The sequence below is a fragment of the Geothrix oryzae genome (genome assembly GCF_030295385.1).
Classification (GTDB): Bacteria; Acidobacteriota; Holophagae; order Holophagales; family Holophagaceae; genus Geothrix; species Geothrix oryzae.
In genome coordinates this window covers 1,633,563-1,660,377 of record NZ_AP027079.1, presented here as the reverse complement: position 1 = coordinate 1,660,377, position 26,815 = coordinate 1,633,563, and the positions used below count along the sequence as shown (strand labels likewise).

Annotated in this window: 23 protein-coding genes and 3 tRNA genes; 15 read left to right on the top strand and 11 right to left on the bottom strand. The window is 67.3% G+C overall.

Going from position 1 to position 26,815, the window contains the following annotated elements:
* Window positions 1–2 precede the first annotated feature (2 nt).
* From QUD34_RS07625 to QUD34_RS07605, 5 genes are all read right to left on the bottom strand, one after another.
* Window positions 3–665, bottom strand: coding sequence for a LutC/YkgG family protein (locus QUD34_RS07625; RefSeq protein ID WP_286353092.1), 663 nt, complete (start codon window positions 663–665; stop codon window positions 3–5).
* Entirely contained in the window at window positions 658–2,121 is a 1,464-nt protein-coding gene (locus QUD34_RS07620) for a LutB/LldF family L-lactate oxidation iron-sulfur protein (RefSeq protein ID WP_375379975.1), read from the bottom strand. The genes QUD34_RS07625 and QUD34_RS07620 overlap by 8 nt, the downstream gene beginning before the upstream one ends.
* The gene (locus tag QUD34_RS07615; RefSeq protein WP_375380017.1) at window positions 2,081–2,854 is read right to left on the bottom strand and encodes a (Fe-S)-binding protein; all 774 of its coding nucleotides are present in this window, start codon (window positions 2,852–2,854) and stop codon (window positions 2,081–2,083) included. The genes QUD34_RS07620 and QUD34_RS07615 overlap by 41 nt, the downstream gene beginning before the upstream one ends.
* Entirely contained in the window at window positions 2,824–5,682 is a 2,859-nt protein-coding gene (locus tag QUD34_RS07610) for an FAD-binding and (Fe-S)-binding domain-containing protein (RefSeq protein WP_286353089.1), read from the bottom strand. The genes QUD34_RS07615 and QUD34_RS07610 overlap by 31 nt, the downstream gene beginning before the upstream one ends.
* A 103-nt stretch (window positions 5,683–5,785) precedes the next feature.
* The gene (locus QUD34_RS07605; RefSeq protein ID WP_286353088.1) at window positions 5,786–7,546 is read right to left on the bottom strand and encodes an L-lactate permease; all 1,761 of its coding nucleotides are present in this window, start codon (window positions 7,544–7,546) and stop codon (window positions 5,786–5,788) included.
* A 175-nt stretch (window positions 7,547–7,721) separates the two neighbouring features.
* On the opposite strand from QUD34_RS07605, the gene QUD34_RS07600 reads away from it, so the two are divergent.
* Complete coding sequence (locus tag QUD34_RS07600; RefSeq protein ID WP_286353087.1) at window positions 7,722–8,438, top strand: FadR/GntR family transcriptional regulator; 717 nt, start codon at window positions 7,722–7,724, stop codon at window positions 8,436–8,438.
* Window positions 8,439–8,495: 57 nt separating this feature from the next.
* Here the strand turns inward: QUD34_RS07600 and QUD34_RS07595 are convergent.
* Both QUD34_RS07595 and QUD34_RS07590 read right to left on the bottom strand, forming a co-directional pair.
* A tRNA-Ile gene (locus tag QUD34_RS07595) sits at window positions 8,496–8,571 on the bottom strand.
* Window positions 8,572–8,606: 35 nt separating this feature from the next.
* Window positions 8,607–9,230: an LON peptidase substrate-binding domain-containing protein gene (locus QUD34_RS07590; RefSeq protein ID WP_286353086.1), complete on the bottom strand. Its 624-nt coding sequence runs from the start codon at window positions 9,228–9,230 to the stop codon at window positions 8,607–8,609.
* Here QUD34_RS07590 and QUD34_RS07585 point away from each other — a divergent pair.
* The 4 genes from QUD34_RS07585 to QUD34_RS07570 all read left to right on the top strand — a co-directional run bounded on the left by QUD34_RS07585 (window position 9,229) and on the right by QUD34_RS07570 (window position 14,308).
* Window positions 9,229–10,251 (top strand): KpsF/GutQ family sugar-phosphate isomerase, encoded by a 1,023-nt coding sequence (locus QUD34_RS07585; protein ID WP_286353085.1) that lies wholly within the window; start codon window positions 9,229–9,231, stop codon window positions 10,249–10,251. The genes QUD34_RS07590 and QUD34_RS07585 overlap by 2 nt on opposite strands.
* A gap of 74 nt (window positions 10,252–10,325) precedes the next feature.
* Window positions 10,326–12,563, top strand: coding sequence for an LptF/LptG family permease (locus tag QUD34_RS07580; RefSeq protein WP_286353084.1), 2,238 nt, complete (start codon window positions 10,326–10,328; stop codon window positions 12,561–12,563).
* Between the two features lie 54 nt (window positions 12,564–12,617).
* A complete protein-coding gene (gene mnmA, locus QUD34_RS07575) occupies window positions 12,618–13,727 on the top strand; it encodes a tRNA 2-thiouridine(34) synthase MnmA (protein WP_375380016.1) in 1,110 nt (369 codons plus the stop codon).
* A 35-nt stretch (window positions 13,728–13,762) separates the two neighbouring features.
* Complete coding sequence (locus QUD34_RS07570) at window positions 13,763–14,308, top strand: hypothetical protein (protein ID WP_286353082.1); 546 nt, start codon at window positions 13,763–13,765, stop codon at window positions 14,306–14,308.
* Here QUD34_RS07570 and amrB read toward each other — a convergent pair.
* From amrB to QUD34_RS07550, 4 genes are all read right to left on the bottom strand, one after another.
* A complete protein-coding gene (gene amrB / locus QUD34_RS07565) occupies window positions 14,287–15,435 on the bottom strand; it encodes an AmmeMemoRadiSam system protein B (RefSeq protein ID WP_286353081.1) in 1,149 nt (382 codons plus the stop codon). The genes QUD34_RS07570 and amrB overlap by 22 nt on opposite strands.
* A gap of 110 nt (window positions 15,436–15,545) precedes the next feature.
* Window positions 15,546–15,620, bottom strand: a tRNA-Cys gene (locus tag QUD34_RS07560).
* Window positions 15,621–15,677: 57 nt separating this feature from the next.
* Window positions 15,678–15,752 (bottom strand) — tRNA-Gly (locus QUD34_RS07555).
* A gap of 36 nt (window positions 15,753–15,788) precedes the next feature.
* Window positions 15,789–16,175 carry a Fur family transcriptional regulator gene (locus QUD34_RS07550; protein WP_286353080.1) on the bottom strand — a complete coding sequence of 129 codons (387 nt, stop codon included), beginning with the start codon at window positions 16,173–16,175 and terminating at the stop codon, window positions 15,789–15,791.
* Between the two features lie 84 nt (window positions 16,176–16,259).
* Between QUD34_RS07550 and QUD34_RS07545 the strand changes: the two genes are divergently transcribed.
* From QUD34_RS07545 to QUD34_RS07500, 10 genes are all read left to right on the top strand, one after another.
* Window positions 16,260–17,948, top strand: coding sequence for a two-component system sensor histidine kinase NtrB (locus tag QUD34_RS07545; RefSeq protein WP_286353079.1), 1,689 nt, complete (start codon window positions 16,260–16,262; stop codon window positions 17,946–17,948).
* 198 nt (window positions 17,949–18,146) lie between these two features.
* Window positions 18,147–18,629: an LSm family protein gene (locus QUD34_RS07540; protein ID WP_286353078.1), complete on the top strand. Its 483-nt coding sequence runs from the start codon at window positions 18,147–18,149 to the stop codon at window positions 18,627–18,629.
* 67 nt (window positions 18,630–18,696) lie between these two features.
* Complete coding sequence (locus tag QUD34_RS07535) at window positions 18,697–19,899, top strand: PdxA family dehydrogenase (RefSeq protein ID WP_286353077.1); 1,203 nt, start codon at window positions 18,697–18,699, stop codon at window positions 19,897–19,899.
* Window positions 19,896–20,612, top strand: coding sequence for an aminotransferase class IV (locus tag QUD34_RS07530; protein WP_286353076.1), 717 nt, complete (start codon window positions 19,896–19,898; stop codon window positions 20,610–20,612). Before QUD34_RS07535 ends, QUD34_RS07530 begins: the two co-directional genes overlap by 4 nt.
* 60 nt (window positions 20,613–20,672) lie before the next feature.
* Complete coding sequence (gene glmU, locus QUD34_RS07525; protein WP_286353075.1) at window positions 20,673–22,070, top strand: bifunctional UDP-N-acetylglucosamine diphosphorylase/glucosamine-1-phosphate N-acetyltransferase GlmU; 1,398 nt, start codon at window positions 20,673–20,675, stop codon at window positions 22,068–22,070.
* A 21-nt stretch (window positions 22,071–22,091) separates the two neighbouring features.
* Complete coding sequence (locus QUD34_RS07520) at window positions 22,092–22,868, top strand: MlaE family ABC transporter permease (RefSeq protein WP_286353074.1); 777 nt, start codon at window positions 22,092–22,094, stop codon at window positions 22,866–22,868.
* Between the two features lie 4 nt (window positions 22,869–22,872).
* Window positions 22,873–23,664: an ABC transporter ATP-binding protein gene (locus QUD34_RS07515; protein WP_286353073.1), complete on the top strand. Its 792-nt coding sequence runs from the start codon at window positions 22,873–22,875 to the stop codon at window positions 23,662–23,664.
* Window positions 23,661–25,127, top strand: a complete 1,467-nt coding sequence (locus tag QUD34_RS07510) for an MlaD family protein (RefSeq protein WP_286353072.1) — start codon at window positions 23,661–23,663, stop codon at window positions 25,125–25,127. Before QUD34_RS07515 ends, QUD34_RS07510 begins: the two co-directional genes overlap by 4 nt.
* The gene (locus QUD34_RS07505; RefSeq protein WP_286353071.1) at window positions 25,124–25,909 is read left to right on the top strand and encodes a DUF116 domain-containing protein; all 786 of its coding nucleotides are present in this window, start codon (window positions 25,124–25,126) and stop codon (window positions 25,907–25,909) included. The genes QUD34_RS07510 and QUD34_RS07505 overlap by 4 nt, the downstream gene beginning before the upstream one ends.
* Window positions 25,906–26,808 carry a UbiA family prenyltransferase gene (locus QUD34_RS07500; protein WP_286353070.1) on the top strand — a complete coding sequence of 301 codons (903 nt, stop codon included), beginning with the start codon at window positions 25,906–25,908 and terminating at the stop codon, window positions 26,806–26,808. The genes QUD34_RS07505 and QUD34_RS07500 overlap by 4 nt, the downstream gene beginning before the upstream one ends.
* The last annotated feature ends 7 nt before the right edge of the window (window positions 26,809–26,815 follow it).

Sequence of the window (26,815 nt, the reverse complement as noted above, 5' to 3'; positions counted from 1 at the left end):
GTCTACGCCAGATCGTCCACCAGCACGACGATGAGGCGCTTGGGACCGTGGACGCCATAGGCCAGGGTCTGCTCGATGTCGGCGGTCTTGCTGGGGCCGGAGATCATCAGCGCGTTGGGCGGCAGGGCGCGGCCCCAGCCCAGGGCCTTCACGGCGGACCAGAAGCTGTCCTGGATCGTGGAGGCCCGGAGCAGCGCGATGTGGACCGGGGGCACCAGGGACATGAGCCGGGGCTCGGCGGGCCCGGGCATCAGCAGGAGGCCACCGGTCTCGGCGACGCCGCCCACCGTGCTGGTGAAGCCCGCATCCACCTCGCCGAAGAGCTCCTGTTTGAATGCCTCCACGGGGCGGTCGTACGGCATCAGCTGCGTCCCGCCGGGCGCCCAGGCGGCCGCCAGGGCCGCGCCATCCTGGCAGGCGGGGCCGAAGAGCAGGTTCTTCAGGCCCTCGCGGTCGCAGAAGGCGCGCACCACGGCGGGCCAGGTGGTCGGCGTGGCGTCGAGGAATTCCGTATGGACGGCCTCCATGCCCTTCCGGAGCCGGGCCACCCGCTCCGCGGCGGGCCATTGGCGGCGCTCGAGCACGGCGGTGTCGAGGGCGGGCAGGGGGCCGGAATCGCCGGCAGCGCGGAGGCGGCCAAGGATGGCGGTGCGGGGATCAGGCATGGGGGCCTCCCTCGGTGCGCATCCGTTCGCTGAGCGAGCGGCGGGCGGGCACGGGCTTGGTGCGGGACTGGGTCCAGTTTTTGATCAAGGGCGCGCCGGCGGGCAGGGCCTTCCCGAAGCGGGTGGCGAACCAGGTGGCAATCCGGTAGAGGGTGGGGCGCTTGGTGACGCCCGCCCAGAGGCGCCAGGCCCAGTCCTCGGTGGCGGTGCGGCCCGTGCCTTTGCCGGCCACGGCCGATCCCAGGTCCTCATGGGTGGCCTCCCGGCGGAGACGCACCAGAATTTCCGGGATGGGAATCTCCACGGGGCAGACCTCTCCGCAGGCTCCGCAGAGGCTGGAGCCGTGGATCAGGTCGTGGCGGACGCCCACGCCCTCCATCTGCGGCGTGAGGATCTTGCCGATGGGACCGGGATAGACGGCCTCGTAGGCGTGGCCGCCCACGCGGGTGTAGACCGGGCAGTGGTTCATGCAGGCGCCGCAGCGGATGCAGCGCAGGGTGGCGCGCAGCTGGGGATCGGCGTAGATCCGCGAGCGGCCGTTGTCGAGGATGACCAGGTGGACTTCCTGGGGGCCATCCTTCTCGCCCGCGCCCCGGGGGCCGGTGATCAGGTTGAAGTAGGTGCTCACGGCCTGGCCCGTGGCCGAGCGCGTGAGGATGGCGTAGAGCGGCGCCACATCCTCCAGCCGCGCCACGACCTTCTCGAGGCCCATGACGGCGATGTGGAGGGGGGGCACATGGGTGCTCATGCGGCCGTTGCCCTCGTTCTCCACCAGACACAGGGTGCCGGTTTCCGCGACGGCGAAGTTCACGCCGGATAGGCCCGCATCGGCGTCGAGGAACTTCTGGCGCAGCACCTTCCGGGCCATGGCCGTGAGCTCGTCCACATCCTCGGTGTACTTCGCGTCCTTGATCTTCTGGCTGAACTGCCGGGCGATCTGGTCTTTGTTCTTGTGGATGGCCGGCATGATGATGTGGCTCGGCGTCTCGCCATCGAGCTGGATGATGTACTCGCCCAGATCGGATTCGAGGGCCTCGATGCCCTTGGATTCGAGGAAGGCGTTGAGGTGCATCTCCTCGGAGACCATGCTCTTGCCCTTGACCAGGGTCTTGGCGCCCTTGGCCTGCATGATGCCCAGGATCAGCTCGTTGGCCTGCTCGCAGGTCTCGGCCCAGTGAACCTTGATGCCGTTCTTCGTGCAGTTGGCTTCGAACTGCTCGAGCAGTTCCGGCAGGTTCAGCAGGCTGCGGGAACGGATGGCCGTGCTCAGGTCGCGGAGGTCCTGCAGGTCGCGGGGATCCGGGAACTGGGCCTTGCGCTTGGTGATCAGGCCGTCCATGGCGCGGCGGAAATTGGCCCGGAGCTGGGGATCCAGCAGGGCCTTGGCGGCGGCATCGCGGAAGTGGACTTCGGTCTCAGCGTGCACGGGTGCGCTCCCACAGGAATTCGGCGACATGCTGGACCTTGAGCTTGCTGTTCTTGGCTTCCAGAGTGCCATTCACATTGAGCAGGCAGCCGCCATCCGTGGACAGGACCACGGATGCGCCGGTCGCTTCGGCATCCGCGGCCTTGTCGCAGGACATGGCCGCGGAGATCTCCGGCTGCCGCACCGAGAAGGTGCCGCCGAAACCACAGCACTCGTGCTCCCGGGTCAGGGGCGCCAGCTCCACCTGGGCGAGCTGGCCGATGAGCGCCTGGGGTTCGCCCTTCAGGCCCAGATCGCGGACGGCGTGGCAGGAGCTGTGCCAGGTGACCTTCACGGGCTCGCCCAGATCCTTCAGCTTCACATCCAGCACATCCACCAGGAACTGGGTCAACTCGTAGACCCGGGCGCTGAAGGCCCGCACCTTGGCCTCGTCCGGCTGTCCATGGAAAAGCTCGGGATAATGAACCTTCATCATGCCTGCGCAGCTGCCGGAAGGCAGGATCACGGGCAGGTCCTGGGGGAAGAGCGCCACCTGGGTGCGCGCCACCTCGCGGGCCTCCTCCCAGTAGCCGCAGTTGAAGGCTGGCTGGCCGCAGCAGGTCTGGCCCTCGGGGAAGACCACCTCCACTCCGGCCTCGCGCAGGAGCTGGATGCCCGCCATGCCTGCATCAGGAAAGAATAGGTCCACCAGGCAAGTGCCGTAGAAATAGACCTTTTGGGGTTTCGATCCATTCACTTGGAGGCCTCCGGGCGGGTTGCGGATTCGAGCAAGTATAGGAAGCTTCGGTAGACCTGGCCCGTGGATCGGGTCATGCCCACTTCGCAGGTGCGGCTGCTGGCGTAATACCCGTCGAAGGACTGGGTCTTCACTTCGCGGGCTTCGTGCTTGGTGGCCGAGGCCGTCAGTTCCGCATGCGTGAAGCCCCGGTCACCCGCAAAGCCGCAGCAGCCCGCATCCCGAGGGACCAGGACCTTGTCGGCGCAGGCCTTGGCCACGCCTTCCAGCTGGGGCAGGAGGTTCATCTTCGTCACGGAGCAGACGGGGTGGAGGACCACGGAACCGACCTTGCGGGTCACCTTCAGACGGGGCAGGAGCACATCGTTGGCGAAGGCCGTGCTGTCGATGATCTTCAGCTTGTCGAACCGGGCCTGGTTCTCGGGGGTGAGGTACCCGCGGCTGGTGATGACGCCGTAGGTGCAGGGGCTGGTGTCCATCACGATGGCCAGGCGGCCCTGCTGGCTCCACTCCCAGAACTTCTCGATGGCGTGGTTCACCGTGTAGCGGTGCGCCTCGTCATAGCCCTTGGAGGAGAAGGGCACGCCGCAGCAGGTGCCTTCCACATCGAAGGGGATGTGGACGGGGTACGCGGCGCGCTCCGCCACCTTCACGAGCGCTTCCACTAGGCTCAGTTCCTCGGGCTCTCCGGGCAGGTGCCCCATCATGCGGGAGATGCAGGCGGGGAAGTAGATGGCCTGGGCACCCTCCAGCTTGGTCACCGGGAGGGCGGCCTTGGCGGGCTTCGGCATCTCGGGGCTCCACTGGTGCGAGGCGCCGAAGGCCTTCATGGCGCGGGTGATGAAGGGCATCACCTTGGGGCCGAAGAGGCTCTGGACGATGTGGCCGCTGCGCAGGGCCAGGCGCATGGCGGGCTCCACCGAGGCGAAGTTGCGGGCCACGGACAGGGCGATCTTCTGCGCCCGGCGGCTGTGGTTGGCCCGGCGGAAGCGCTTGGTGAGCTGGCCGGTGTCGATGCCCACGGGGCAGGCGGTGGCGCACAGGCCATCCACCGCGCAGGTATCCAGGGCCATGTAGGGGAACGCTTCCCGCAGGGAGGAGAGCAGGGCGGGATCCTCGCGGTTGGTTTCCAGCCGGGCCATCTCGCGGCGCACCACGATGCGCTGGCGGGGCGTGAGCGTCAGTTCGCGGCTGGGGCACTTGGGCTCGCAGTAGCCGCACTCGATGCACTTATCGACTTCCTCTTCCACGCCGGGCATGGGCTTGAGGTCGGACAGGTGGCACTTGGGATCGGCATTGAGGATGACGCCGGGGTTCAGCAGGCGCTGGGGATCCACCAGGGCCTTGAGCTGTTCCATCACGGCCTTGGCCTCGGGGCCCCACTCGGCTTCCACGAAGGGCGCCATGTTGCGGCCCGTGCCGTGCTCGGCCTTCAGGGCGCCGTCGTATTTCTTCACCACCAGCTCCACCACATCGTCGATGAGGGCCGAGTAGCGGTCCACGGCGGCCTGATCGTTGAAGGACTGGGTGATGACGAAGTGCAGGTTGCCGTCCTTGGCGTGGCCGAAGAGGATGGCCTCGTCATAGCGGTGCTTGACGAAGAGCTTGGTCAGGTCCACCGCGGCATCCGCAAGCTTCTCGATGGGGAAGGCCACATCCTCGATGAGCACGGTGGTGCCGCGGGCGCGCACGGCACCCACGGAGGGGAAGGTGCCGGAGCGGATCTTCCACATGAGGGCCTGCTCCACCGGGTCGTGAGTGAATCGGGCGGGCTCGAGCAGGGTGAGGCCAGCGGCGGCAGCCAGCGCCAGGCGCTCCAGCTCCGCCCGGGCGGACTCGTCCTTGCCCTGGAACTCCACCAGCAGCGCCGCGGCGCCCTCAGGCAGGGTCTTGATGGTGGGGGGCGTGCCGGCCTGGTTCTCCACAGACCGCAGCGAGGCCCGGTCCAGCAGCTCCAGGGCCGCGGCGCCGGCATCCCGCAGGGGCACGATGGCCGCGCAGGCGGCATGCAGGTCGGAGAAGATCAGGAAGCCCGTCACCTTCACGGGCAGGTCGGGCACGGAGTTCAGCACGGCCTCGGCGATGAAGGCCAGGGTGCCTTCGGAACCCACCAGAAGGTTGCGGAAGATGTCCACCGGGCGGTTGTAGTCGATGAAGGCGTTGAGCGAGTAGCCCGTCGTGTTCTTCATCTTGTACTTGGCGCGGACGCGCTGGGCCAGCGGCTGATTGGCTTCCAGGTCGGCCTTCAGCTTGAGCAGCCCTTCGGCCAGTGCCGGCTCGGCCTCGCGGAAGCGCGCATCCGCGTCGGCGGCGGCCGTATCAATCACGGTGCCCGAAGGCAGCACGAAGGTCAGGGATTCCAGGGTGTGGTAGGCGTTCTGGGTGACGCCGCAGCACATGCCGCTGGAGTTGTTGGAGAGGATGCCGCCCACGGTGCAGGTGTTGATGGAGGCCGGATCAGGCCCCATCTTGGCGCGGTAGGGGCGCAGGGCATGGTTCACATGGGCGCCGATGACGCCGGGCTGCACCTTCACCTTGGCGCCGCCCTCCAGCACCTGGATGCCGCGCCAGTTGCGGGCGACTTCCACGAGGATGCCGTCGGAGACCGACTGCCCGGACAGGCTCGTGCCCGCGGCCCGGAAGGTCATGGGGACCTGGAATTCGCGGCTCAGCCGGAACAGGGCCCGGACTTCGTCCACGCTGCCGGCGAAGACCACCGCCTTGGGAATGAGGCGGTAGAAGCTCGCGTCGGAGGCGAAGGCGATCAGATCGACGGGTCGATCCAGAACGCGATCCGGGCCGACGATGGCAACGAGGGCTTCCTTCAAGGAAGTGGCGATGGCGGCAGTGCTCATGAGAAACATCCTCTTCCCACGGGGGGCGGCAAAAGGTCCCGCCGACGGTTGGAGCTGTCGGCGGGACCCGGGGTCATTCAGTACGAGAGCGCCTGGGCCAGAGCTACTTGGCCGGGGCAGGGGCAGGCACGGTCGCCGGAGCGGCCGGAGCAACGGGGGCGGGTGCCGTCACCGCCGCAGGCGCAGCGGGAGGAAGCTGAGGCATCCAGTTGGCGGGCAGGACCTTCGCATAGAGGAAGACCACGACGCCGACCATGGCCGCCAGGGCCAGACTGTGGAAGAACACATAACGGAGGATGGTGCCCTCCTCGCCCTGCTGGTTGGTGGCCACGGAGGCCACCACGAGGCTCTGGGCGTCGATCATCTTGCCCATGACGCCGCCGGTGGTGTTGGCCGCGGCGGTGAGGATCGGGTTCAGGCCCAGCTGCTGGGCGGTGATCTTCTGGAGGCCGCCGAACAGCACATTGGCGGAGGTGTCGCTGCCGGTCAGGGCCACGCCCAGCCAGCCCAGCATGGCGCTGAAGAAGGGGAACAGCACGCCGGTGCTGGCGAAGGCGAGGCCCATGGTGGCGTCCAGGCCCGCGGACTTGGAGACGAAACCAAGGCCCAGCATGGCGGCGATGGTGAGCAGAGAGATTTTCACGCGATTGACGGTCTTGCCGAAGATCTTGACGAGTTCCAGGAAGCTGAAGCCCGCGACGAGACCACTGAGAATGCCGGCGAGGAGAAGGCTGGTGCCCGTCAGGGAGAGCCAGTTGAAGGTCCAGACCGCGGTTTCAGCGGAAGGCTTGGCCACGACGGGAGGAGCCTTGATCACATTCTTGTGAAGCAGGGGGATCTCGAAGTTCTTGACGGTGTAGCCGTAGAGGAAGTTCGGCTTGTCCTTGGTGCCGCCGTTCAGGAAGGTCTTGACCTGGGGCGTGCCCCAGGCGAACACGAACAGGGACAGGAACACCCAGGGCAGCCAGGCCTTGACGACCTTGCCTGCGGGCTGTTCGACCTTCACCGCGTGGGCGTCTTCACGCTCGTGCTCATAGCGCCAAGTGGTCTTGGGCTGCCAGACCTTCAGGAACAGGACCAGGGCCACCATGGAAACGATGGCGCCGATGATGTCCACCAGCCAGGGGCCGTGGAAGTTGCTCACCGCGAACTGCGTGATGGCGAAGCTGCCACCGGCCACGAGGCAGGCCGGCCAGACTTCCATCATGGCTTTGCGGCCGGCCATGGTCCAAATGATCCAGAAGGGCACGATCAGCGAGAAGATGGGCAGAATGCGGCCGGCGGCGGCGCTCAGCATGTCCAGGGGCAGGCCGGTCACGCCGGCGAGGGCGATCAGGGGGCTGCCCAGGGCGCCGTAGGCCACGGGGGCGGTGTTGCCGATGAGGGCCAGGCCGGCGGCCTGGAGGGGGCGGAAGCCCAGACCGATGAGCATCGCCGCGGAGATCGCCACGGGCGTGCCGAAGCCGGCGGCGCCCTCGATGAAGGCGCCGAAGCTGAAGGCGATCAGCAGGGCCTGGATGCGGCGGTCACCGGCCAGGCCGGCGATGGAGTGCTTCACCACCTCGAAGTCCCCGGATTTCACGGTGATGTCGTAGATGAAGATGGCGTTCAGCACGATCCAGCCGATGGGCATCAGACCGAACAGGGCGCCGTGCACGGCGGCCATGCTGGCCATGCCCGCGGGCATCTTGTAGATCAGCACGGCGACCGCGTAACAGGTGAGGAGGCCCAGGATGGCCGAGTAGTGGGCCTTGACATGTTTGGCCAGGAAGCCCAACAGCACGAAGACTGGCAAAGCTGCCACCAGTGCGGAGAGGAAGATATTCCCCATGACGGGGGAATAGACTTGGGTCCACGGGGTCATGCAGCCTCCAGTTGGGTGGGGGGAGTAGGGGATGAAGAGGTAGTTTAGGAAAAGAACCTGGAGGAAGATTACAATGGGTCTAGTGGTCAGACCATAAAAACAGCTTCTGCTTTTGATCACACTTTGCATGTGTTATTTTTTATGGACTTAAGCCCTTTTCATAAAGCGAACCCCCATGGAATTCACCCCCATCAAGACCAAGCGGCTCTACGAAGAGATCGTCGAGCAGATCAAACAGCTCATCACCGACGGGAAGCTGAAGCCCGGGGACAAGCTGCTGGCCGAGCGGGAACTGGCCGAGCGGTTCCAAGTCAGCCGTGCCTCGGTACGCGAGGCCATCCGCACCCTCGAGATGCTCGGCGTCATCGACATCCGCCCTGGGGAAGGCACCTTCGTCCGGAGCAGCGAGACCGACGACATCATCCGGCCGCTCGCGATGTTCCTCGCCGTCGAGCGCAGCTCGCTGCTCGACATGTTCGAGATGCGGCGGATCTTCGAGACCGCCACCGCCAGCCTCGCCGCGGAGCGTGCCACCCTCGAGGAGCTGGATCAGATCGAATCCATGCTCGAGAGCATGAAGGAACGGCTGAATGTGCAGGACCCGGAGAAAGGCGAGGAGTTCGATGCCGCCTTCCACCACGCGGTCGCCGAGGCCACCCACAACAGCCTTCTGACCAAGCTGTTCAAGACCGTCTCCGAAGAGTTCGCCAAGGCCAACTCCGTGGCCCGCCGCCAGCTGTACCACGACAACATCCAGAACGCCCAGAAGATCATCGACCAGCACTCCGAGATCCTCGCCGCCATCCGATCCGGCTCACCCCAGATGGCCTCCAAGGCCATGCTGGCCCACCTGATCTTCGCGGAAGACGAACTGAGGAAGTGGATCGTCTAGACAAGCGGTGGCGAGGGCACTTCCTGTGCCCTCGCCCCATTTCGCAATCCGGCGAAATGGTGGCCCCGGTGGGGTTCGAACCCACGACCAAGCGGTTATGAGCCGCCAGCTCTGACCGCTGAGCTACAGGGCCGGAGCCAGTGTAGCAAGGCGGGCCGGGCCGCTCCGTCACACTCCGGGGATGGCCCGGCCCCCCTGGGCGAAATCCAGCAGCTGGATCATCCGTTCCGCCAGGGCCGGAAGATCGGGAGACTCCAGCAGGAACTGGCGCTCGGTCGGCTCGAAATCCAGGGCCATCGCCAGCGTGTTCAGCCGTGCCGCGTCTTCCAAGGGCAGGTCCAGGAGTTCCTTGAGCTGGGCCTCGATGCCTTCTTTGGCCGCATAAGCGTGGAGCGACTCCATGAGGCGGCGGCGATGCGGCCCCGGCCAGAGCACCGAACTGTCGAAGGGAAGCGGCGCGGTGTGCGCCTGGCGAAAGCTCTTGCCGGGAACCTCTTCGAGGATCCGCACGGCCTCCTTGCCCTGAACCAGCAGGTTCCAGCGCCCGCCGGTCAGCGGTTCGGCCCGGACCACCTCCGCCAGGCAACCCACTTCGAAGGTCGAGGCCGTCTCTCCGAAAGGGCCCGCATCCGGGCTCTCCCGCATCAGGACGAGGACCAGGTGGTGGTAGCCGTTCAGCACCTCGACCGTCATCTCCTGATAGCGGGGCTCGAAGACATGCAACGGCAGGAAGGTCTGCGGAAAGAGCACGACCTGGGGCAGGGGGAAGAGGGGAAGAATGGCTGGTAGCATGAACACCTTGCACCATCCCATCGGAGTCGGAACAGTGAAGGATGAGAACCAGGCCACCGCGGCGCAGGAAGTCGGCCATGCCGTGCTGGACGCGGTTCGGGGAGGCCTCGCGGAGCTCCGGGAAACCTGGGATCCCGCCCAGGTGAATGCCTGGTGCCAGATGGTGTTGGGCCGGACCGGACGCGTGGTGCTCACGGGCATGGGCAAGTCGGGTCTCGTGGCCCAGAAGGTGGCGGCGACCCTGGCCTCGACCGGATGCCCGAGTTTCTTCCTCCATCCTGCCGAAGCCCTGCATGGGGATCTCGGCATGGTGACCCCCGATGATTCGGTGCTGGCGCTTTCCAACAGCGGCGAAAGCGAGGAGGTCGTCCGCCTCCTGCCAAGCCTGTTGCGCCTGGGGATTCCCCTCGCGGCCATCACTGCGCGCTCCGAGAGCAGCCTGGGGCAGGCCGCCCAGTGGACCTTCCTCTACCGGTTGCCCCTGGGAGAGGGGTGCCCCCTCGATCTGGCCCCCATGGCGAGCACCACCCTCCAGTTGGTCTGGGGCGACCTCCTGGCCGCCACCCTCATGGACCGGCGGGGGTTCACCCGGGACAACTTCGCACTGAATCATCCCGCTGGAAGTCTTGGTGCGAAACTCATGAAAGTCGGAAGCTTGATGCACACGGCATGGCCCAAGGTCGAGCCTTCGGCCACCCTGACCGAGGTGCTCCGCGCCATGACCGAAGGGCGATTGGGCATGACCAGCGTCATGCAGGGCGTCAGCCTGAGCGGCGTCATCACCGATGGCGACATCCGCCGGGCTCTCGAAACCGCCGAGCGGGAGGGTCGGAACCCGCTCGGACTGCACGCCGAGCAGATCATGACCCGGACGCCGGCCCGGATCAGTCGCGAGGCCCTGGCCCTCGAAGCCGCCGCCGACATGGAAGCCCGGAAGATCACCTTCCTCATGGTCGAGCAGGAAGGGCGCCCCTGCGGTGTTATCCACATCCACGATCTTCTGGCGGCAAAGGTCTTGTGAATGTCCGGGCCGGATCGAGGCCACATCTTAAGGTTACATAATATACATTATCGAAAGTTAAATCTGGACCCCAAGTGCCTGCCGTACTGACCCGATACATCCTGCGCCGATGGAGCCTGCCTCTCGTGGGAGCCCTGCTCTTTTATGGGTTGCTCCTGCTTGCCAACGAGATGGTGGCCATCGCCAAGCAGATCTTCTCCCAGGGGGCGCCCCTTCGTTGGCTCGTGCCGCTGCTGCTGACCTCGCTGCCGGAAATCCTGGGAATGGTCCTTCCCATGGCGGCGGTCCTTGGGGGCCTGCTCGGGACGCAGCAGTTGATGGAAGGTTCCGAACTGGTCGCGGCCCAGGGACTTGGCGCCGGCCGGCGCACCTGGACCGCCCCCTGGGCGATCCTGGCCATCTCCCTCGTGGCCCTGGCCACGCTCAACGCCCACCTGCTGGTTCCCGCTGCGGCCCGGATCCAGCAGGGCCTGCAGGTCCGGATGACCGAAGAGGCCCAGGCCCGGTTCCTCCGACCGGGAGGGCCGCCCTGGTTCCCCCCCAGCGCCCCCCACTCCGCCTTCTGGGTTTCCCCGGAAGGCCAGATCCACATCATGGAATCGACTCCCCAGGGGGTGCAGCACCTCACCGCCGCCACCATGACCTATGCGCTGGAGGCCAAGCCGGATGGTTCTTCCGAACTCCAGCTCCACCTTTCGGGGCTTCAGGGCGTCCTCTACCAGCCCGCCGGGGCTGGAAGCGTCCTCCACCTCCACCAGGAAAAGCAGGTCCTCCGCTTCGCCATTCCCTCGGGCAACCGCCTGCTCCCCCCGACGCCGCTGCGCTACGAGAACAGCGCCACCCTGCTGAAACTGGGGCAGCGGGCGGACTCGGGAGTGGAAACGCCCGATGCGAAGAACCGGAGGATCCTGGCGCTCATCGAGGTGTGCCGGCGCACGACCTTGCCGCTGGCCGCGGCGGCCCTCCTGCTGCTGGGCATCGGCCTGGGGTTCGGGCACCCCCGGTTCTATCGGGGGGGCGCCATCCTGAAGAGCATGCTGGTCATCATGCTTTATTATTTGGTGATGAAGTACTTTGAAAACATGTGGTTGGCGGAGAAACTAAAAACGGTTGCCCCCCTGCTGCTGCTCCCCTTCCCCTTCCTGATTGCCGGTTGGCTGCTGCTTCACCTGCGCCTGCGCCCCCACCATCCGAATCGCCTTTGGCGGAGACTCTCCCCCGGGTTCAAGCCCGTCCGGTCCCATCTGGCTCCAACCCTGCACCGCATGGCCGACACCAAGGCCCATCTGCTGCGCTGGATTCACGGGAAGGGCACCCAGCACGGGATCCTCCGGCACTGGTCCACCCTCGCCTGGTGGCGGAACTGGGCCTCGGCCCTGGGGAGCCTGCTCGTCCTGAACCTCCTGGTGGAGTACGCGACCCTGGCCGGCGACCTGTCGAAAAATGGTGTTCAACTCCATGTCTTTGCTCGCTATTGGTTCTGGAATCTCCCTCCCTTTCTGGTGATAGCCCTGCCGATGGCCTTCCTGCTGGGCAGCCTGCTTTCCCTTTCAGAAGCGGCCCTCAGCCGGGAATGGCTGGCCCTCCGGGCTGGGGGCGTCAGCCTGCTGCGCTGGCTCTGGTGCAGCCGCTACGCCTGGGGGGTGGTCACCCTTCTGACCCTGGTGCTGCAGGCGGGCGTGGCTCCCACAGCCATGAGCCGTGCCAACAGCCTTTACCGACGAATTCTCAATCGGTCTGAAGTCCAAACTTCTTCGCGTCCCTGGCTGCACTTGGGAGCCACGGGCGTCCTTTGGCACCTCCAGGCAGATCAACGCTGGGGTTTCCCCCTGAAGGCTCCGGGAGAGGCTCCCATCCTGCTGAGGTGGCGCCTCGGAGCCCCCCGGGCCGAGGCCTTGGCCTGGGGTGGCCTCCATCTGGTGCAGGGACCTGAGGCGGACCAGCTCTTCCCCACCCAGGCGCTGCGTGCCTCCGCCTCCGCCGAAGAGGCCCGCACCCTCGACCTGCTTCATTGGCAGCGGTGGGCGCCGGACCCCGAGCGGTCCTACATGCTCTGGAGCCGCCTGCTCGGTTGGCTGGCCGGCCCCTGTCTCGTTCTGGCCATGCTGTCCTTCGCCTTCCCGGGTCCGCGTCAGGGGCGAGGTCAGGCCCTGGGGGCCGGGCTGGTGGCCGGGCTGGTGTTCCTGGGGCTTCAGACCCTGTTCGGCGGCGCGGCCCGGGCCTCCGAGATCCCCGCCTATTGGGGCGTCCTGGCCCCCCTGCTCATCCTGATGTCGATCTCCCTGCTGCGCCTTCAGCGCCTGAGAACCTGAGCCTTGTCCACCCTTCTCGACACCGCCCTCGCCCCCCTGCTGGAGCACCCCACCTTGCGGCGGGGGGACCGGGTGCTGGCGGCCATGTCCGGCGGCGTGGACAGCTCCGTGATGGCGGCCCTGCTGCACCGGGCCGGGTACGAGGTCATCGGCATTTCCATGCAGCTCTTCGACAAGAAAGGGCTTCAAACTTCGGAAGGGAAATGCTGCACGCTTGATGACTTCCAGGACGCTCGTCGAGTGGCATATGACCTCGGCTTCGCCCACTATGTCATGGACTTCGAAGAGAGGTTCCGGACCACCGTCATCGAGGGCTTCATCCAGGGGTACCTGGATGGTGAAACGCCAAGTCCTTGCATTCGATGCAACCAACACCTCAAGTTCTCCACTCTGATGGATCGGGCCGAGGCCCTGGGGGCCGCCTTCGTGGCCACCGGGCACTACGCGACCATTTCCCATGAAGATGGCCGCTGGCACCTCCGCAAGGCTTCCGATCCAGCCAAGGATCAGAGCTATTTTCTCTTCCACCACCATCAGGCCACGCTGGCGCGAACCCTCTTCCCCCTGGCCCATCTCACCAAGCCGGAAGTGCGGCGGTTGGGCGCGGAACTGGGCCTCCATCTGGCCGAAAAGCCCGAAAGCCAGGAGATCTGCTTCGTGACCCAGGATCGCTACGACGCCTTTCTGGAAGCCGAGGGCCGCGCCCCGGGACTGGGAGACGGAGATATCCGGCACCTGGACGGCCGGGTGCTGGGCCGGCACCACGGCTATTGGCGGCATACCATCGGGCAGCGCCGGGGGCTGGGCGTCGCCTTCGCCGATCCCCTCTATGTGATCCGGCTCGAGCCCGCCACCAACACCGTCTGGGTGGGTGGCGAGGCGGATCTCTTCGGCCAGGAGCTGGTGGCCCGCGAGTTGACCTGGGTGGATGGTCCTCCCGAAGGCCCCCTGGCCTGTGAGGCCCGCATCCGCAGCCGCTCTCCGGAGGCCGAAGCCCTGGTGATCCCCCTGCCGGATGGCCGGGTGAAGGTCGCCTTCGCCGAACCCCAGCGGGCCATCGCCCCCGGACAGGCCGTGGTCTTCTACCAGGACGGCGAGGTCCTCGGTGGGGGGTGGATCGATGTCTGTGCGGGTCGCCCCGGGATCGGCCCCTCAGGCCTGTGACCCCCGTCCAGCCCTACCATCGTTAGCCTTCAGGGATGTTCACCTACCGCCTGTGGGTCCAAACCCATCCCTTCCTATCCGCCGCCCTCCAGTTCGCCCTGCTGGGCACTTTGGGTGAGCTCGCAGCCTCAAGCTTCAGGGCCCGGCGCCCCAGCCTGCCCTGCACCGCCTCCCAGCTGCTGGCCAAGGTCCTGGCCTGGGCCCTGCTCGGCCTCGTCATCAAGGCCGGTTTCGTGGGCATGAGGGGCTTCACCCGGGCGCTGGTGGATCACCACATTCTGCCGGCTTTCCTGGGCTTCGGCCTCGGCGGCGCCTTCGCGCTCTCCACCCTGACGAACCTCTTCTTCGGCCCGCAGATGATGCTGTTCCACCGCCTGGAGGACAACCTCATCCTCCGCCGCCGCGGGTTCGATGGCATGGCGCCGGCGCTCTGGACCCTGCTCTGGTTCTGGGTTCCCGCGCACACCCTCACCTTCAGCCTGCCCGTGGACTACCAGCTGGGCCTGGCGGCCCTGTGGTCCCTGGCGCTGGGCGTCATCCTGGGCCTGCGAAGCCGGGATCACTCCCTCCCCAGGGTGTAGGCCACCCCCGGATAACTCACGAAATGGTAGAGGTTCGCCTCGGCCGTGAGGCCCAGGCCCTGGCTCCGGACCGGCAGCTGGGGAAAGCTGATCGAAGTGCCGAAGGCGATGGGCTGACCTGTGGGCACGGGGCTGCCCAGCTCGCGGGCCGTCTCCCCCAGGAGCAGCAGGCCGAAGGGGATGGAGAAGCGGCCGCACCAGGGCATGCGGTATTCATCGGGGTTCTGCGGATTCACGACCGCGGTGAAAAAGGCCCTGGCCTTGGCGGCGGTCACCGGCCCGGCCAGCGGACCTTTCAGCAGGTCGCGATCCCGCGCAACGGCCTCGGTGTAGGGGCCCACACCCCCTTCGCCATACGGCGTGTATTTGAAGTCTGCACCGTAATGAATGCCATCGGAGGAGATGACCACCGCCAAGTCCCTCCCCAATGACCAGCCGCGGGCCTTGGCGGTTTCCGCCAGGGCCTTCCCCAGATGCGCGGCCAGTTCCTGGAACCGGTTGAAGGAGGCCGAAGGGACCAGGACCGACACGATCTCCACTTTGGGATTGAGGTGCTTCAGCCAATAGGCGATGGCCTCGACGGAGTGTTCGCTGTCCTGCATGGCTGCATCCTGGATGACATCCGCAACCGGGATCCGCGCCAGCAGATCCTCCCGCAGCTTCGAGACGGGAATCTCCCCGTCGGGGGAACGCCAGGCCCGGTAGGAATCGAACACGAGCGCATCCTTGGCGTCGAAGCGCCGGTACTTGTGGAAGACGCCCACCAGCACGACGGTCCGGGCCGTCACCAGGGGCAGGATGCGGCGGTAGACCCGGCCGGCGTAAAGGTAATCGTCATGGGGGCAGATGAGCCCGGCGACCCCTGCGGCAGGCAGCGGTCCGGCGAATTCCGGGGCGGGAGGAAGCGCAGAGGCCTCCCACACCTGGGCCATCTGATCGGGCCTGGACGCAAACCCCACGGTGTCCTGCTGGCCTCGAAGGTCCCCCTGGGAGGGGATGCCCATGGCCTGGCGGACCTCATCCAGGGTCGGGCGTCGGGCTGGCGCAGGCTGCGGAGAGAGGGAAGCCTGGCCCAGGGCGGGAAGGCAGGCGAGAAGGCAGGTGAAGATGGCCGAAACACTTGGCATGGGGAATCTCCGGACCTACCGTAACAGCCCTGTCCGCGCATCATCCGCGCGACTTCGATGGCTGGATTCAGATCCAGCAGTGCGAAAAAGCCCCCTTGCGGGGGCTGGTCTGGAGGCGCCGATCGGAATCGAACCGATGGATACAGGATTTGCAGTCCCGGGCCTTACCACTTGGCTACGGCGCCTTGCGTTGGTGCTGTGAGGCTTTCAAATGATCCGGGCCGCTTACGCGGCCCGGGCAGTGGAGCGGGTGATGGGATTTGAACCCACGACTTCAACCTTGGCAAGGTTGCACTCTACCACTGAGTTACACCCGCGTGAGACATCAAGACTAGCAATGGCGCGCGATCCGGTCAACGGTCTTTTTCAGCGCGACAGGCGCCGCAGAGCCCGAAGAGCATGAGCTGATGGCGGGTGATCCGGAATCCCGAAAGCTTTTCCAGTTCCGTCAACGACGCGTCGAGACCGCAGGCATCCACCTCTGTGGTGCGGCCGCAGCGCTCGCACTGCAGGTGGTGGTGATGGTGCCGTGAATCGCACCGCACGAACCGCATGACCTGGTCGGGCCCCATGATGCTCTCGGCCCAGCCCTCGTGGACGAACCGTTCGAGGTTGCGGTAGACCGTGGGAAGCCCCGAGCGGCGCTCCGGCATGCGCTCCCAGATCTCCTCGACGGTGAGGGGGCGATCGGAATCCTTCAGCACCCGCAGAATCCCCTCCCGCTGAGGGGTCTGCCTCATGCCGGCGGCACGCAGAGAGGGCGTGGAGGGGGGTGCGGGTTCCAGCATGGCCTTAGCATGCCAGATTCGGGCATGCTGGAACCTATGCTCCAGCGCACATTGGGCCGCCTGGGGGTGCGGGATGCCACCCCGCCCTTCCTCCCCCTCGCCTTCAGGCTCTTCACCAGCTTCGGCTTGCTGGTGCTCCACCTCGCCCTGCCGGCCGAGGGACGGGTCGCGGGCCCGGGCGAAAGCGCGTATCTCTTGGCCTTGGGGCTGCTGTTCATCGAAGCCACCTGGGAGGTCGGCCTCGGCCTGAAGGCCCAGGATGGCCTCCTCTTCCCCACCCCGCGCCTTCCCTGGATCCGATGGAACCTGGCCCTGGACCTGGTCCTGGTCGCGCTGATCATCGCCTTCCAGGGCGTGATGCAGGAGCGGTTCTCCACGCTGTACATCTTCCCCGTGCTGGCCTCGGCCTTCTACCTGGGGACCGTGGAGATCGTGTGGGTGGGCATCGCCTGCTCCGCCTCCCACATCCTGCTGGTGCTGGGATTCAGCAGCGGCCTGCTGCCCCCCTTCGGCCTCTCCGGGGAGGCCCTCGACCCCGACGGGACCCGGCTTCCGTACCTACTCGGCATCGCCTCGCTGCAGGTCTTCGCCACCACCCTGGTGGTGGTGCTCATCCGGCGGAACCTCGAGCGTCTGAGCACGGATCTCAGCGTCAGCGAGGCGGCCGTGGACGAGCTGTCCGCCCTCCACCGACGGGTGGTGGATTCCATGTCGTCGGGTCTCATCACCCTGGATCCGGCGGGCCGGGTGACTTCGGCGAACCCGGCCGCCGAAGCCATCCTCGGGCGGAGCGTCCCGTTGGGCGTGCCGCTGCAGGGCCTGCTCCCCCTGGGAGATCCCCTCCCCACCCAGCGGGGGCGCGAACATCGCTTCGAAGTGACCGTTCAGACCCAGGACGCACGCCGCCGCATTCTGGGCGGACACCTCGCCTCGCTGCGGGATGGCCGGGGCCAGGAGACGGGGCAGCTGCTGCTCTTCCAGGACCTCACAGAACTCAAGGCCCTCGAGGAGCGGACCCGGATCAGCGAGCGCCTCGCGGCCATCGGGCAGCTGGCCGCCGGCCTGGCCCACGAGCTGCGGAACCCCCTCGCTTCCATCAGCGGCTGCGTGCAGCTGCTCCACCAGCACCAGGCGCCCGTGGATGTGCAGGGCCGGGTCCTCGGCATCCTGGAGCGGGAGACCCATCGCGTGGGCGCCATCGTCTCCGACTTCCTCGACTTCGCCCGGCCCGAGGCCCTGCCCAGCGCCACGCTCTACCTGCCCAGGGTCGTGGAGGAAGCCCGGGCCAGCTGGGAGATGGATCTCCGGACCGGCGGCCTGCCGCTGACCGTGCCGGCGCCCCCCAAGATCTTCCTCCGCTCGGATGCCGTGGGCCTCCACCGCATGCTGATGAACCTCCTGAGCAACGCCCGCAAGGCCGTGAAGGGGATTCCCGCGCCCAGAGTCAGCCTCTCGGCCACGCACGCCGAGGGGCAGATCCAGCTGACCGTGGAAGACAACGGCTGCGGCATGGGGCCCGATCAGCTGGACCGGCTGTTCGTGCCCTTCGCGGGGAGTTTCGAGGAGGGTTCGGGCCTCGGCATGAGCCTGGTCTACAAATTCACCGAGGCGATGGGGTGGAGGATCGAGGTGCAAAGCCGCCTCGGGGAGGGCACCCGCGTCCAGATTTTCCTACCGGAGGCGGGACCGGAAGATGCATTGGCGGCTCATGGAGATCAGGCGTAAACTTCCGGCAGCTTTCAAGCATCAAATCTGCACACACCCTTGCGGGGTCCACTTGGCACCTGCCAAAGTGGCTTATTCCCTTCCAGTGTCCTCAGGCCGCGCCTCCCCATTGTCGCGTTCTGTCCAGGCTTGAGAGGGACCGGACACCCGCCGATGCCTTTGACATTCCACGCACAGCCCGACAGGCCAGGATCTGCCATGAATCGCAAGCTCATCCGACCGAACCTCAGCGAACTCAAGGACAAGCTGGGCATTCCCGCCAAGGCCGGCGGCGGGGAAGCCATGACACCGGTTCCGCCGGCCCTGACGGCCAGCGGCGAGCCCAACCCGGCCACCAACCCGGCCGCGGCCACGGCGCCGCAGGGCCTGGGCAGCCCCCGGCGCAAGATCGCCCCTCCCGAGCAGACCAACGCCGAAAGCTTCTACTACCTCAAGCAAATGCAGTCCAAGACGCCGATGGTGATCGTGCTCCAGGACGACGAGAAAGTGCGGGGGGTCATCGAGTGGTACGACAAGCACTGCCTGAAGATCAACCGGGTGAAGGAACCCAATGTCCTAGTCCCGAAACACAACATCAAGTACATCTACAAGCAGGAAGAGGAACCCCGCATCCGGCGGAGCCGCACCCTCAAGAAGGAAGAGCCGCTCACCACCGAGGTGGAAGTCCCCGCCTACGATTGAGGCCGGGCCTCCCGCCTCCGAGATCACCGCGCCCGAGATCACAATCAGGGTCACGATTGGGATCACCATGAGCCGCCGACCGCGCATCGCCATCACGCTGGGAGATCCCTGCGGCATCGGACCCGAGCTGCTGCTCCGGTCCCTGCCTGCCATCCGGGCCTGGTCCGATGTCGTGGTCGTGGGCTCCCGGGCGGGGGTGGACCTTCTCGAGGGTCTTCCCGGAACCACCGTCACCTGGCGCTGGGTCCCTTCCTCCGCGCCGCCCCCACCGGCCTTCCAGGGCTCCGCGCTGGAGCTTCGGACCGAGGGTCCCCAGGGCCCCGCCTCGGCCACCTGGCTGGATCCCACGCCCGACATCGGAGCGGGCGATCTCCACCTGGGCCAGGGCTCCGCGGCTTCCGGTCGGGCCACGGTGGAGGCCATCCGCCTCGCCGCGGGCCTCGCCTCCTCAGGGGCGGTGGATGCCCTCGTCACGCTGCCGATGGCCAAATCCGCCGCCCATCTCGCCGGGTACGACATCCCGGGCCACACCGAGTTCCTCCAGGCCCTCGCCGGCGCACCCCTCACCCGCATGGCCTTCGTGAGCCCCCGGCTATCCGTGGTGCTGCACACGGTCCACCAGAGCCTGCGCTCCGTGGTGGACGGGCTCGAGGTCCAGGCCGTGGCCGAGACCCTGGCCTTCTCCGCGGATCGCTTCATCCAGCTCACAGGCGATCCGAACCTGCGCGTGGCGCTGTGCGCCCTCAACCCCCACGCCGGCGAGGCGGGGGCCTTCGGCCAGGAAGAGGCGCTGCTGTCGGAGGCCCTGACCCGGGCCGAGGCCGCCTTCCGGGAAGCAGGGCCCGCCGGGCCTTTCGCGGCCCTGCCCTCCCCCTTTCCGCCCGGCCCCGCGCCCGAGGGTTGGACGCTCCATCCCGGAGAGACCGCAAGGGCCCCGGTGGAAGCCGGCAGCCCCTCTCCCCGCTTCTCGGGGCCGCACCCCTCCGACAGCCTGTTCCACCGCGCCGTCTCGGGGGAATTCGATCTGGTCGTGGCCCTGTACCACGACCAGGGGCTCATCCCCATCAAGCTACTGGAACCGACCCGGGCCGTGAACCTCACCCTGGGCCTGCCCTTCATCCGCACCAGTCCGGACCACGGCACGGCCTTCGACAAGGCCGGCCGGTGGATCGCCGATCCGCGGAATTTCCTTGAAGCCACGGCGCTGGCGGTGCGCCTGGCGGGCCGGGCCCGCCACCAGCCCTGGACCGCCCAGGTGACCACGCCGTGAGACCTGACGCGGGCCGGCCTGCCGACGCGGTGTTCGGTCCCGGCGGTTCCGCCTGGCCCCCTGGCCACCCCCCACCTGCGGGAGAGGGACCCCGCACGGCCCTGCCCATCCACCGGGGCGTTCCGCGCCACCTGGAGGCCCACCTGGCGCGGCTCCGGGCGGGAGCGGAGGCGCTGGGCCAGGAGGTTCCCTGGCTGGCCGGCGCCACGGTGGAACTCGGCAGCTGGCTGGCGCTGGAGCCGATATCCGAAAGCGCCTTGCGTCTGGTGCTTCACCTGGAGCTCCGGCTCCTTGCGGCGCGGCTGGAGGCCCTGCCCTCGACGCCGGATCCCTACCGTCTGGCGCCCCTGCCCCACCCCATGGGAGACCTGCGGTCCAACCCCCTGGCCCCCCACAAGGGGCTTTCGGGCCCCTGGCGCCCCCCGGCCATGGCCGAAGCCCACCATCGTGGTGCGGAGGATGCCCTCCTGCTGTGGCCCGATGGGACTTTGGCGGAGACGGCCATCGCGGCCGTGGCCCTGGAGCGCGGGGAAGCCCTGATTCTCCCGCCCGCACCGGGCCGGGTGGCCAGCGTGGCGGAACGGCTGGACCTGCCGGCCTGGGCGGAGGCCCGGGGCCTGGCCCTGGAAACCCGGGACATCCCCCTTGGGACCGAGGGGCGGCTCTGGTGCCTGAACGCGCTGCGCGGCATCTGGCCCGCCAGCCTTCTCTGAGTCCCCGGCCCACCCCAAGGATGACCGTGCAGCTGTTGTAGGCTGGTAGCGGGAGGTGGCATGTCCACGGTGGCGGTGATCCTGGCGGCGGGCCTCGGAACCCGCATGAAATCGCGGCTTCCCAAGGTGCTGCATCCCATCCTCGGTGACCCCAGCCTGCTCTGGGCCCTGCGGGCCCTCCCTCCGGGCCTGGGCGGTGCGGTGGTGGTGGTCCACCACGGCAAGGAGCAGGTTCTGGCCGCCCTGGAGGCCTGGCAGAAGGCCGGGTTGCTGCCCTGTCCCGTGAGCACCGTGGACCAGGGGGAGCCCCTGGGCACCGGCCATGCCCTCCAGGTCTGCATCCCCGAACTGGACCGCCTCGGCGCCAGCCAGGTGGCCATCCTCTGCGGGGATGTGCCCCTGACCTCGGCCGCCACCGTGTCCCGGCTCTGTTCCGCCGAGGCCCTGCTGCTGGCCATGGACCTCCCCACGCCCGGCTCCTACGGCCGGGTGATCCAGCATGGGGATGGCCGCCTCGCCAATCTGGTGGAGGCCAAGGACGCCACACCCGACGAGTTGGCCGTCCAGAGGGTGAATGGCGGCGCCTATGCCCTGCCCTGGCCCGCTCTGAAGAAGGCCCTCCAGGGCCTCAAGAACGACAACGCCCAGCAGGAGTACTACCTCACGGATGCCGTGGCGGCCGTGGCCCGGGACATTCCCGTGGCCGTGGAGGTCTGCGATCCCGGGGAACTGGCTGGCATGAACTCCAGGCACGATCAGGCGGCCCTGCAGGCTGCGGCCCAGCGGCGGATCCAGAGGCACTGGATGGCCGAGGGCGTGACCTTCCTCCATCCCGACAGCACGCTGGTGGGTCCGCGGGTGGTCCTTCACCGCGATGTGCTGCTGGAATCCGGCGTGCGGATGGAAGGCTCGGTCCTCGTCGGCGAGGGCTGCCGCATCGGCCAGGGCACGGTGATCACGGATTCCGTCCTGGGCGAAGGCGTGGACATCCGACCCTACTGCGTCATCGAGCAGGCCCTGGTGGGTGCGGGCGCCAAGCTGGGCCCCTTCGCCCGGCTGCGGGAGGGCACCGACCTCGCCGAGGGGGTCCACATCGGCAATTTCGTGGAGACCAAGAAGGCGAAGCTCCACCGCGGCGCCAAGGCCAACCACCTCGCCTACCTCGGCGACACGGAGATCGGCGAAGGCACCAACATCGGCGCGGGCGTCATCACCTGCAACTACGATGGGGTGAACAAGCACAAGACCACCATCGGCCGCCGGGTCTTCGTCGGATCGGACACCCAACTGGTCGCCCCCGTGACCATTGGCGACGGGGCCCTCATCGGCGCGGGCAGCACCATCACCAAGGATGTCCCCGCCGACGCCCTGGCCCTCAGCCGGACCCCGCAGACCAGCCGCGAGAGAGGTGCCTCCAAGCTGCGCGACCGACAGAAGAAGCCGTCTGGGTTAAGCTAGGCTTTTGCGTCCCGGAGCCCCATGGTCCTGACTCTCTTCGACAAGACCGGCGCCCGCGTGCTGGGGGCCCTCGAGACGACCGGGGACTTTGCGGTGCTCGCAGGGCGGACCTTCGCCGCCATCTTCAAGCGCCCCTTCGACGGCAAGAGCCTGATGAGCCAGCTCCATTCGCTGGGGGTGAATTCCATCCCCGTGGTGGTGCTGACGAGCATCGCCGTGAGCATGGTGTTCGCCGTGCAGCTGGCCTTCGGCTTCCGCCAGTTCCAGGCGGAGGGTCTGGCCTCCCAGGTGGAGGGTTTGGCCATCGTCCGCGAGCTGGGGCCGGTGATCACCGGCCTGATGCTCTCCGGGCGCATCGGCTCGGCCATGGCCGCGGAACTGGGCACCATGCAGGTGACCGAGCAGATCGACGCCCTGGAGTGCCTGGCGACCGACCCCATCCACTACCTCTTCGTGCCACGGTTCCTGGCCGCCATCGTCATGGTCCCCCTCCTCACAGTGGTCTCCATCTATGTGAGCTTCTGGGGCGGCTACATGATCCTCGTCGGCGTGGAGGGCCAGAGCGCCTATGTCTACAGCAGCGAGTTCTACAAGCTGCTGGCCTTCCGCGATCTCCGCATCGCCCTCATCAAGGCCCTGGTGTTCGGAATGATCATCGCCCTGGTGGGCTGCTGGAAGGGGTACCGCACCCACGGCGGCGCCGAGGGCGTGGGCAACGCCCCCACCAGCAGCGTGGTGACCAGCAGCCTCTGGATCCTCGTCTCCGACTTCTTCCTGACCAAGCTGTTGTTGGTGTGACGGCATGGCGCTGATCGATGTCGTCAATCTCTCCAAGGCCTTCGGTCCGAAGGTGGTGCTGTCCAATGTGAACCTGCAGGTCCAGGAGGGCGAAAGCCTCGTGGTCCTGGGCGGATCCGGCACCGGCAAGACCGTGCTGCTCCGCAACATCATGGGTCTGCTGACCCCCGACTCGGGGCATGTGGCCATCGAGGGCAAGATCATCGCCCAGCTGGACCGGGAGGAACTGTTCAAGGTCCGCCAGAGCATCGGCATGTGCTTCCAGATGGCGGCCCTCTTCGATTCCATGACGGTGTTCGAGAATGTGGCGTTCGGCCTCCGGCGGCACCTCGAGATCACCGAGGACGAAGTGCAGGCCCGGGTGGAGGAATGCCTCTCCATGGTGGGCATGAAGGGCACCGACAAGCTGAAGCCCGCCGAACTCTCCGGCGGCATGAAGCGCCGCGTGGGCTTCGCGCGCGCCATCGCCCTCAAGCCCAAGATCCTCCTCTTCGACGAGCCCACCACGGGGCTGGACCCGGTCATGACCGATGTCATCGGCCGCGTGATCCTGGACCTCAAGCACGAGCTGGGCGTCACCACCATCACCATCACCCACGACCTCAAGTCCGCCTTCGAAATCGCCGACCGAATCGCCCTCCTCTTCCGCGGCGAGTGCATCGCCTGCGAGTCGCCGGCGGCCTTCAAGGTCAATCCCCATCCCGTCATTCAGCAGTTCCTGCGGGGGGATGCGGATGGCCCCTTCCTTCAGGACCCGCCCCCGCCCAAGCGCAAAACCCAGGAGGCCCACCCATGAAGCTCGAAACCAAAGTCGGCCTCTTCTTTACGGGCGCCATCTTCCTGCTGGCCGTGCTCATCCTCCGGACCGAGAAGCTGGAGGTCGGCGGCAAGCGCAACCAGTCCGAGCGCTTCACCATCTTCGACTCCGTGGCCGGCTTGAGCCTCCAGAGCGCCGTGCGCATCGCCGGCGTGAAGGTGGGCGATGTGCGCACCATCGCCCTTGAGAACGGCAAGGCCCGCGTGGCCATCGGCCTCGGCAATGAGGTTCAGGTCTACCGCGACGCCAGCGTGTCCCTGGGCTCCATCGGCATCCTGGGCGAGAAGTTCATCGACCTCGACCCCGGCCACAGCGCGATGGGCCCCTTCCCCGAAGGCGTGCCGCTGCCCAGCAAGGCCGGCGTGAGCCTGGACAACCTCATGGAGACCCTCTCCGAGATCGGCAAGAATGTGAAGGGCGTCACGCAGTCCCTGAACGAATCCATCGGCGGCGAGCAGGGCCGGCAGAAGCTCGACGAGATCGTGGACAACATCCGCGTGCTGACCGCCGAGTTCCGCTCCATGGCCCAAGAGAACCACGGGGCCATCAACAACACCATGGCCAATGTCGAGGCCATCAGCTCCGACCTACGCGACAAGCTGCCCAAGCTGGCCCAGCAGTTCGAGACCGTGGGCAAGAACCTCAACGCCATCCTGGAGGAGAACCGCCCCGAGCTGAAGGGCGTCATGAGCGATGTCCGCAAGCTGGCCCAGAGCTTCCAGGGAACCGCGGAGAACATGAAGGTGCTCACCGACCGCATCAACAAGGGCGAAGGCACCATCGGCAAGCTGCTCAACGACGAGACCACGATCAAGAAGATCAACGAGGCCGTGGACAATGTGAACGGCATGCTGGGCGGCTTCAACAAGATGGACTTCCGCCTCGACATGAACGCGGCCCAGTGGGACAAGCGCAAGGACAGCCGCGTGGGTCTTGGCCTGGAGATCGCGCCGCGGCCCGACTACTGGTATGCCCTGGGCTTCGCCTCCACGCCGGATGGCAAGCTCAGCGAGAGCACCCGGACCGTCACCCAGATCGATCCCATCACGGGCCAATCCGTCAGCGTGCTCGAAAAGAACAAGTTCGTCACCACGGACCAGAGCTTCACCGTATCGGCCCAGTTCGCCAAGCGCATCGGCGCCGCCATCTTCTCGGCGGGCATCGTCGAGGGCAAGGGCGGCGGCGGTCTGGAGTTCCGCACGCTGGACCAGGATCGCCTGCGCTTCGGCATCCTGGCCTACGACTTCACCAAGCGGGATGACAAGCCAAACCCCCGCTACCGCTTCACCAGCAGCTACCAGTTCTGGAAGGGCGCCTACATCCAGGCCGGCGTCCAGGACATCGGCAACAAGGACCTCCGCACCGTCTTCTTCGGTGGCGGCCTGCGCTGGAAGGACGATGATTTGAAGAAGATCATCGGCCTGGCTGGAGCCGCCAAGTGAAGGAACCCCGCGCCCTGCCTCAGCCCGGCCCCCTGCCGGTGGAGCGGGGCGCGCTGTTCCTCTGGGTCCGCCGGGGCGTGCCGCTGGCGCTGGCGGTCTTCGCCTTCGCCTTTGCCGCCCTGCATTCGGCCGGTCGCGGCTGGTGGCTGCTGGCGGGTACCGGCGCCCTGGCCGCCGCCTGGCCCAGCTTCCTCCGGGGAGAGGCCTTCCTCCGCAACCAAGCCACGGTCATGCGCCAGGACTGCCTCTGGACCAACGCCCTCCGCCCCCTGGCTCGACGGCTGGGGCTGGAAGATGCGTGGATCCTCTCCTTCTGCGGCCACAACAACCAGCGCGTCCGGGAGGCTCTGGGCGGCCGCCGGGCCCGGCGGGCCCTCATCCTGCTGCCCCACTGCATCCAGATGGCCCGCTGCAAGGCCGGCATCCTCGACGACCTTCAGGCCTGCTACGACTGCGGCCTCTGCCCCGTGGGCGATTACATGAATGCCGCCCTGCTGAACCGGTGGGAAGGCCGCATCACCAACCGCAGCCACAAGGCCTACCGCGAGGCGCGGGAATTCAGGCCGGATCTCGTGGTGGCGGTGAGCTGCACGGACCGCCTGATCAAGGGGCTCACGAAAATGCCGGAGATCCCCTGCTATGTGATCCCCCTGTCCCTGCCCCACGGCATGTGCGTGGACACGGACTTCAGCGTGCCCCATGTGCTTGCCGCCATGGAGGCCCTGGTGGAACCCAAGCGCCCCGGCGACATCCAACCCCTCCGGCGCGAGGGCATCGCGTGACCGGAGCGGCCCCCCGCTTCCCCCTGCGCACCTTCGTCCAACGCCTCCTCGGTCCGGAGGTCACGGCGTACCTGCTCCACCTGCGCCCGCTGGAATGGCCGATCATGACGGCCCACTTCCTGCTCGGCGCGCTGTTGGCCTCGGGCTGGCCCCTGGTAGCGGGCCCCGCCCTCCTGGGCTGGCTGGTGTTCGTGGCCCTGATGAACGGGGGCACCCTGGCCATCAACAGCGCCTTCGACCAGGACGAGGGCGACATCGGGTATCTCAAGGCGCCCCCCAAGCCCCCGGACCACCTGCTGACCTTCTCCGCGGTGCTGCTGGCCGCCTCAGCCCTCCTGGGCTTCCTTCTTCCCCGCCCCTTCGCCCTCCTCAACCTCGGCTGCGTGGCCATGAGCATCCTCTACTCCGTGCCCCCGGCACGCCTCAAGGCCCGGGCGGGGTGGGATCTGCTCATCAACTGCCTGGGGTTCGGCCTGTTCACGCCCCTGGCGGGCTGGGCCCTCACCGGCCGGCCGTTCAGCCCGGCCATCCTCAGGGCCGCCCTCGGCTTTGCCTTTCTCTTCGCCACGCTCTACCCCATGACCCAGATCTACCAGGTGGCCGAGGACGCCCGGCGGGGTGACCGCACCCTGGTCATCCGCGTGGGCGTGGGCCGGAGCCTGGGATTGGCCCTCGGGGCGGCCCTGATCGCCCATGGTCTCTTCGCCGCCGCCGTCCTGGCCAAGGGGCGGAATCCCGGGTTCCTGGCCATCTCCCTGGTCGCCTGGCTGGCCGTCCTGCTGCCCTGGCTGGCCCGGTGGCGCACCTGGTCGGATCATCGGCACGAAGCTGGCATGTACTGGGGCCTGGGTGCCTGGGCCGTCACCGACCTGAGCCTTCTGGTCCTCTTGTGGCCTTGAGCAAGAA